General features: G+C 73.8%; 2 protein-coding genes and 1 pseudogene. All 3 read right to left on the bottom strand.

Features of this window, described 5'->3' with window-relative positions; genetic code table 11:
* Window positions 1-1,318: putative baseplate assembly protein (locus ACFXA3_RS37025; protein WP_385194672.1), on the bottom strand; the 1,318-nt coding region annotated here is incomplete at its 3' end.
* Window positions 1,319-1,336: 18 nt separating this feature from the next.
* Window positions 1,337-1,783, bottom strand: coding sequence for a GPW/gp25 family protein (locus ACFXA3_RS37020; RefSeq protein WP_385194670.1), 447 nt, complete (start codon window positions 1,781-1,783; stop codon window positions 1,337-1,339).
* Window positions 1,784-1,839: 56 nt separating this feature from the next.
* A pseudogene (locus ACFXA3_RS37015) lies at window positions 1,840-4,305 on the bottom strand (hypothetical protein); the annotation flags it as partial.

Raw genomic sequence — 4,305 nt, 5'->3', positions numbered from 1 at the left:
GGGCGGCGCCCGCGCGGCGCCCCGGCCGGGGGGCGCCCACGCGGCCGAGTCCGGCATCGGCGTCGAGGGTGTAGTGCCGGTCGAGGGGGCCGCTGCCGGCGAAGTCCTCGACCTCGGTCCACGGCTGCCAGCCGTCGGCCTCCTCGACCTCCAGCCGGACGCTGCCGGCGAGGACGGGGCGCCGGGTGAGGCGCAGGACCTGCCCGGCGTCGGCGGTGCCGGTGCCGAGGAGTTCGGGTGCGGCGGTGCGGGCCTGGACGGCGCCGACGGCGTTGATCCCGGCCCAGCGGATGCGGTGGATGGCGTCGTTCTCGTCGGCGGGGCGGCGGACCCTGAGCCAGCCCAGGACGCGGGCGGCGCTCTGGTCGTCGTCGAGCGGCGGGGGGCTGTTCAGGCCGCCGGGGCCGGTGCTGCCGCGGGGGTGGGTGGGGAAGGCGGCGGGCAGGGCGAGGGAGACGACGCCGGCGGTGGTGAGCCCGCGGGTGGTGTCGCCGAGCACGGACAGGGTGGTGAAGGCGGTGGGGGCGTCGGGGCCGTTCCACAGTTCCCACAGGAAGCCGGGCGGGGCGCTGACGAGGTCGGCGGCCCGCAGCCGGGTGGGGTCGTGGGTGTCGCGGGCCAGGAGGTCGTAGGGGCGCGGGATCTCCTCGTCGGGGACCACGCCGACGAACAGGGTCCGGCCGGCGAGCAGCCGGGCGTCGGTGGTGTTCTTGGCGAGCAGGGCGATCCACAGGGACCGGTCGAGGGTGGCGGCGACGTCCAGCGGCGGCCGGTCGGGGTCCGTCGGGTCGGCGGGGACGGCGGTGGTGACGTAGAACCGGACGGGGGCTCCGGCGGCGGCCCGCTTGCGTTCGTCGCCCGGCAGGGCCTCGACGGCGTTGCGGCGGCGCCGGCTCTCGGCGGTGCCCGGGGCTTCGGGGGCGGGGGTCTTGCCGACGGCGAGGGTCTCCAGGGGCCAGGCGACGACCTCGCCGGTGGTTTCGAAGGCGACCTCGCCGGCCCGGGCTTCGGCTCCGCGGAGCACCTGGACGCCGTCGGGGCGGTCGGTCTCCAGGACGAGGAGGGTGCGGGCGGTGAGCGCGGGGCGCGGGCGGACGCCGAGCAGCCGCAGGAAGGCGACCTTGGTGGCGTCGGGTATCTGGTTGAAGCGGAAGAGCAGGGACTCGCCGAGGTGCGCGAAGAGTTCGAGCAGGGCGATGCCGGGGTCGCCCGCGTTGTGGTCGGTCCACTCGGGTGCGTAGACCGGGATCCGCTTGACCAGCTCGTCGCGGAGCTGTTCGAAGGTGCGGTCGTCGAGGATGGGGCCGATCAGCGGCATACCGTCGTCACCCGGCCCCTACCGCAGGTAGAAGGGGTAGACGAGGTTGTCCGGGCGCAGGTCGAGCAGGTGGACGTAGGCGATGTCGATCCATACGAGGGTGGGTTCCTCGCCCGGGGTCACGGAGACTTCGGTGACCCGGATCCGGGGCTCCCAGACGGTGAGCGCCTCGGCGATCTCGGCGGCGATCGCGGTCCGGGTGGCGGGGGTGTTGGGGGCCATCAGGTGGCGGCGCAGCCCGCAGCCGAAGGTGGGGCGCATGATGCGCTCGCCGGGCTCGGTGTCGAGGAGGGTCTCGACGGACTGCCGGACCGCGGCGGCTCCCGTGACCCATGCGAGCGCGCCTGCGCTCGCGGGCCGGAACGGGAACCGCACTCCGGTACCGAGCCGGGCGTCGCCGGCGGACGGGGCGGCGGCCGGGGCGCGGCCGCCGGGGGCGGCTGTCAGGGCGTCAGATGCTGCCATGGCGTCCATGCTCCGCGGCGACCGTCACCGGGGCGTCTCGCCCGCCGGGCCGGTGGTCACTTCCACCAGCCCTCCGTGCGGAGTTCGGGCTTCAGCTCGTTGAAGGCCTTGTCGTACTTGCTGCCGAACTTCGACCGGATGTCGTCGAGGTCCTTCTCCACGGCGGCCTTGAACTTGTCGGCCTTCATCAGCCGCAGCTGCTGCGCCCGGTGTTCCTTCGCCTCGTCCCAGGAACCCGTGCTCGCGGCCCGGGGGTGGACCCACTCGCCCTGGCGGTTCCTCAGTCCCCGGTGGTCCATCTTGTCCATCTGGATGGCCGGGCCCTGGGCGAACTTGAGATCACTGACCTTGTTGTAGACGCTGAACGGCGGGACGTGATTGATCTCGGTGCCGGCGAAGTTCCTTTTCGTCTTGGGGTTCTTCAGGCCCTGGTACCGGCCGCCCTGGAACTCCTCCAGGTACTCGTCCTTGAACTTCCCCCGCTTCCTGATGCTCCGCACGCGGCGGTCGACGCCCTCCTTGCCCGGCTCGTCCCCCTGCTGTTTCGGTGCGGCGTCGACCTTGACCGCCTTCGACTTGGGGCTCATGCCGGCCGTGATCTGCCACTTGTCCCCTTCCAGCGCGGCGTCGAGGACGGTGAAGCCGTGCTTGCGGCGGATCCCGGCGAGCGCGTCGCGCAGTTCGCTCTCGTCGTACGGCTCCTCGTGCGAGCCCTTGGCGAGCTCGCCCAGTGCCTCCAGGCCGGTCAGCCAGCGGTCCTGCTTGTCCGGTGAGGGGACCGCGGAGCCGTCCTTGCCCGGTTTGGTCTTGGCCGGGGCGGCGGGAGCGGCGGCCGCCTTGGCGGAGGCCTTCGCGGGGGCGGCCTTGGCGGGGGCCTTTGCGGCGGCCGGGGCGGCCGGGCCCTTCCAGGCGCCCTTCTTCTGCTCGTCCTTGGACGACGTGGCCGGGACGTGGTCGTCGAGCAGGTCCGTCAGGAACTTGTCGGGGTTGAAGTCCACCTCGCCGAAGGTGACTTCGGGGACCTTCCCCGAGCCCAGGACGTGCTCGACGTCCGCCCCGATGCCGAACTCCCCCGGCAGCGGGTACTCCAGCCGGCCCAGCGGCCAGTTCCAGCGCTGGTCCGGCGCCGGCGACCACCAGGGGCTGTCGAGTTCGACGAAGAGGTCGCCGCCGAGCGCCAGGAACGGCCGGGCCGCGATCTCCATGTGCCCGGCCAGGAAGAACTCCCCGTGCTTGCCCGCCTTCGGATCGGCGACCTCCCGGTAGCCGATCACCGGCGTGGCCTCGACGTAGCCGCGCACTCCGGCCAGGGCGGTCAGCGCGATGCCCGCCTTGATGTCGTGGCCCACGAGCTGGACGCCCGCGCCGCCCTCGGCCCTGAGCCGCAGGCCCGCGTACGCGGTGATGTTGAGGGTGCCGGTGAGGCCGAAGCTCCGCAGCACCTCCGGCTTGGTCGACCAGGTGCCGGTCAGCTCCATCCGGTCGAGCGTCGCGGGGCCGATCCTCGCGACCGCTTCGAGCCCCACGTTGGCGAACAGGAAGACGTTGCCGACCAGGGGGATCCCGTAGAGGGCGCGGACCTCGAACTTCGCGAGCTGCTTCAGGTACTCCTTCGGCTCGAACAGCGGCTTGTCCATCGTGGGCCGGATCTTGCCGACCACGGTCACATCGCCGTGGTGGTCGACGACCACCAGTGCCTCGCCGCGCAGCCAGTCCGCGAGCCGTACGTCGACCGTGCCCCAGCCGGCCAGCACCCGGGGGCCGGGCCGCGGGCCGGCCGGGGCCGCCGGGGCCGGGGCGGGGTCCGCGGCGGCGCCGGGCTCCCCGGCCACCGCCTTCGCGGACACGGCCTGTTCCGGCAGCCGGCCGTCCGCCAGTTCCTTGGCGGAGGCGGCATCGGTGGCCACCAGGGTCACCTGGCCGTCGAACTTCTCGTTGGCGTAGCGCACGGTTCCCCGTACGTCGACGGCCCCCGCGGCGAAGGCGGCCGTCACCTGTCCGCCGAACCCGCGCAGCGTCACGTCCACGACGGCCTTCCCGGACAGCGCGCCGTCCGGCCCCCGCACCACCGGCACCTCCACCGAGCCGAGCCCGGCCACCGTGCCCTTCGCGACGGCGTCGAAGGTGACCAGGTCGTCGGCGAGCCCGAGGCTCCCGGCGGCGGTGAGGAAGCCGCCCAGGGTGAAGGAGACCCCGCCGGCCTTCACCACGAGGGTGGCGCCGCGCAGTTCGTTCTCCACGCCCGTCAGCCGCAGACCTCGCACGCCGTGCCAGCCCAGCGCCTCGGCGCAGGACTCCATCCGGGCGAGCAGGGCGAGGGGTCCGTCCAGCAGGACGCCCTTCACCCGCGCCGAGGCGTGCCCCTCCAGGACGCCGTCGCGCACGCGCAGGGCGAGCACCGGCTCGACGCCCAGGGTGCGCAGCGGCAGCAGCAGCGGGTGCGGCAGCGGGATCGCCTGGTGGCCGCTGCCCGGTCCGGTGGTGATTGCGCGATCGGTCGTGCGGAGGTGGAGGGTCCCGGC

It is taken from the genome of Streptomyces sp. NPDC059456 (assembly GCF_042750055.1).
In the GTDB taxonomy this organism is placed as follows: Bacteria; Actinomycetota; Actinomycetes; order Streptomycetales; family Streptomycetaceae; genus Streptomyces.
Note: the sequence above shows the minus strand (reverse complement) of the source record. Positions and strands in the feature narration are given on the sequence as shown.